1 protein-coding gene is annotated in these 3,341 nt (G+C 69.3%); it reads left to right on the top strand.

The window, feature by feature from the left end:
- Positions 1-31: 31 nt before the first annotated feature.
- The gene (locus C5N93_RS13550; RefSeq protein ID WP_242559659.1) at positions 32-3,268 is read left to right on the top strand and encodes an amino acid adenylation domain-containing protein; all 3,237 of its coding nucleotides are present in this window, start codon (positions 32-34) and stop codon (positions 3,266-3,268) included.
- The last annotated feature ends 73 nt before the right edge of the window (positions 3,269-3,341 follow it).

Below are 3,341 nucleotides of genomic sequence, written 5' to 3'. Positions count from 1 at the left end.
CGCATCGCCCCACCCGACTGAGCCTCAAACGATGACCGATACTGGATTTGCATTGACGCCGGAACAACGCACGCGCGTGGCCCTAGGCATGGAGGCGGCGAGTGTGGCCGTCGTGGTGGCGCCCGATGCGGCGCTTTCCCCGGACGCGGTGCGTCAGGCGTGGGCGGCGCTGTCCGAACGCCATGAACTGCTCACGATGGCGACCGGGCAGGTCGAAGGCTTTCGCGGCGTGCGGCACCTCCCGCAGGCGCCTGCGCTGGGCTTGCCGTGGATTGCGCGGCGCGTGAACCACACGTCGGCAGATGCCGCTGCGCTGGCCGCCGCCGCCGGCCCGATGCCCGAAGACGCCGCCTCGCAACGCGCCAACGCCTGTGCGATCTGGCTCACCTGCGATGGCGCGGTCGATGCCGCGCAAGGCGACACCCGTCTGATCCTCATGGCGCGGGCCTGGCTGTTCGACGAAGCGAGCCTCGTCGCGCTCGCGCAGGAACTGATCGCGCTGGCATCGGATGTGTCGGGGCAGGCCGGCGCCGATGACGATGCGCCGTTGCGATACGAGGATTTCGCGTCGTGGCGCGACAGTCTCGTCGAAGGTGCCGAAGGACTCGATGGCAAGGCCTACTGGCGCCGATACCTCGACGAAGCCGGCTCGCCACGCACGGGCGTGCGTCTCGCGGCGCATCGTCGGCTGCCCGGCAGTGGCGAGGCGACACAGGATGCGGTGGCGCATGGGGTGCGACGCGTCGTGCCCGGCGAGACCGGCGCGGCGCTCGTCGCCATGGCGCAGGCGCGCGGCATTGCGCCGGACCTGCTGTTGCAGGCGGCGTGGTGGGCGCTGCTGGCCCGCATCGGGGGGCAGTCGCCGGTCGATGGCGCCGTCTGCCACGACTGTCGCGCCGACTACGGCCCGCTGGCCGGTTCGCTCGGCGTGTTCGAGCGGCGCATGCCGGTGCGTGTGTTCCTCGACGACACGCTCTCGCTCGTCGATATCGCCTGCCGACTGGGCGAGACCATCGACGACCATCGCAACTGGCAGGAATCCGTGCCCGCGGACATCGGCAATCATGCCCTGACATCGCTGCGCATCGTCATGTGGGATTCGCCCGCTGCGCGCGCGCGTCTGGTCGGCGTGACCGCGCCGCTGGGCAAAGCGGAATGCCATCTGGATCTGGTCACAGATGCTCGCGGCGCCGTGACCCAACTCGCGTTGACGGGCGACGCGCGTGCCTATCCGGCCGATGCCCTCGACGTGCTCGCGGATCAGTATCTGACCTTGTTGGCATCGCTCACGTTACCGGGCAGCGCCGACAGGGCGTGGCGTCAGATCGAGGTGACGTCCGAACTCCAGAAGTCGCGCTATCTGGGCTGGGCAGGACCGGCGCTGACGGTGGCCGACGAGACGGTCGTCCACGCGTTGTTGCGTCACGCGCAGGAGCGGCCTGATGCCCCGGCGCTGGAGGGCGACGGCAAACGCTTCACGTGGTCGGAGCTGACGAGCGAGATGTTGAAGGTCTCGGCGCACCTGCAAGCGAAGGGCGTCCGCACGGGCGACACGGTCGCGCTTGCCATGCCGCGCAGCGTCGACATGGTGATCGCCCTGCTGGCGACGATGCGCGCAGGGGCGGCCTATGTGCCGCTCGATCCGTCGTGGCCGGTGTCGCGTGTGCATGCCGTGCTGTCGCAGGCCACACCGGTGCTGGCGATCGTGGCCCCGCCGTTCGATGCGTCGGCACCGGTGCCGTCGGTGCCGCTCGTATCGTTTTCCGAACTGATGCAGCCGATGGTCGGCGACGCGACCCTGCCAGCGCCGCGTGCGACGGATCGCGCGTACGTCGTCTTCACTTCAGGCTCGACCGGCACGCCGAAGGGGGTGCCGATCGGACATCGTCAGTTGGCGAATTACGCGCATGCCATCTCGAACGTGCTGTCGCTGGCGCAGGCGCATCGCGTCGCGCTGACCTCGACGGTGGCGGCCGATCTCGGCAATACGGCGCTATTTGGCGCGATAGCCGCCGGGGCGTGTCTGGTGGTCGCCAACGAGGCCGACATGGCGGACGGCGCGGCGTTTGCCCGTTTCGTCGGCAGCAATGCCATCGATATCGTGAAGATCACGCCGTCGCATCTCGACGCGCTGGTGCAGGTGCCGTCTGCGATCCTGCCCGGCACCGTCGTGCTCGGCGGGGAGGCGACGCAGCCGTCGCTGGTGGACGCACTGCGCCGCATTCGCCCGGACGTCCGTATCGTCAATCACTACGGGCCGACGGAGACGACCGTGGGTGTACTGACTCACGTGTGCGAGGCAGCGGGCGGCAGCAATGACGGCAACGATGAAAGCGGTGCGCTGCCGCTGACACAGCCGCTGGCGAACTGCTACGTGCGGGTGCTCGACGACGATCTGTCGTTCACGCCGGTCGGCGCGCGCGGCATGCTCTACATCGGCGGTGAGCAACTCACGCAGGGCTACCTCGGACGCGACGCTCGCGAAGGGTTCATCGACGATCCGTTCCAGCCGGACGCACGACTCTACCGCACCGGCGACGTCGCGCGTTGGTTGCCGCAGGGCGGCATTCAATGGCTTGGCCGCGCCGACGAACAGGTCAAGATTCGCGGCCACCGGGTGGAGCCGGCGGAAATCGAAGCCGCGTGCCGCGACATTCCGGGGGTGACGCAGGCGGCGGTGCGAACGTGGGGCAGCGGCACGCAGGTGCAGCTCGCCGCTTACGTGATTGCGCCCGAGATGGCCGATGCCGTGAAGCCGGTGCGTGACGCGCTGGCCGAGCGTCTGCCTGCCGCATGGGTCCCCGCATTCGTGCTCACGCTGGCCTCGATGCCGCGTCTGGCGAACGGCAAGGTCGACCGTCAGGCATTGCCGGACCCGAGAGACGGCGCCATGGCGGGCGAGGGCGGTGCGGCCGACGTCGCCCCGCAGACTCCGCTCGAAACCTGGCTCGCGAAGCGTCTCGAAGACCTGCTGGGCCGCGCCCCGGTCGGCGTGACGCGAAGCCTGTTCGACCTCGGCGGGGATTCGCTCACGGTGATTCGTTTCGTTGCCCGGATCGGCGAAGGGCTGCACATCGAAGTGCTGCCCGGGCTGGTCTTTGCGAACCCCACGGTGCGTGCGCTGGCGAATGCCTTGCTGGCGCGCCCCGACGGGGGCGAGGCGCTGGTGCGGCGCGCACAGGCGCGACTCACGTTCGACGCCTTGCCACCAGAGGCGCAGGCGGCGCTATTGGCACGGGCGCGTCAGGCGAGCGGTGCGGCGTCCTGAACCATCGCACACCGACATTTCGGCCCCATCCCGGTGAGATTGACGACGCAATCTCCCGGGATGTTGCTGAAAT

It is taken from the genome of Pandoraea sp. LA3 (assembly GCF_022696215.1).
GTDB lineage: Bacteria > Pseudomonadota > Gammaproteobacteria > Burkholderiales > Burkholderiaceae > Pandoraea > Pandoraea capi.
Note: the sequence above shows the minus strand (reverse complement) of the source record. Positions and strands in the feature narration are given on the sequence as shown.

Coding starts and splice junctions, on each gene's coding strand:
- C5N93_RS13550 (WP_242559659.1), top strand. CDS start 32: ATGACCGATACTGGATTTGCATTGACGCCGGAACAACGCACGCGCGTG.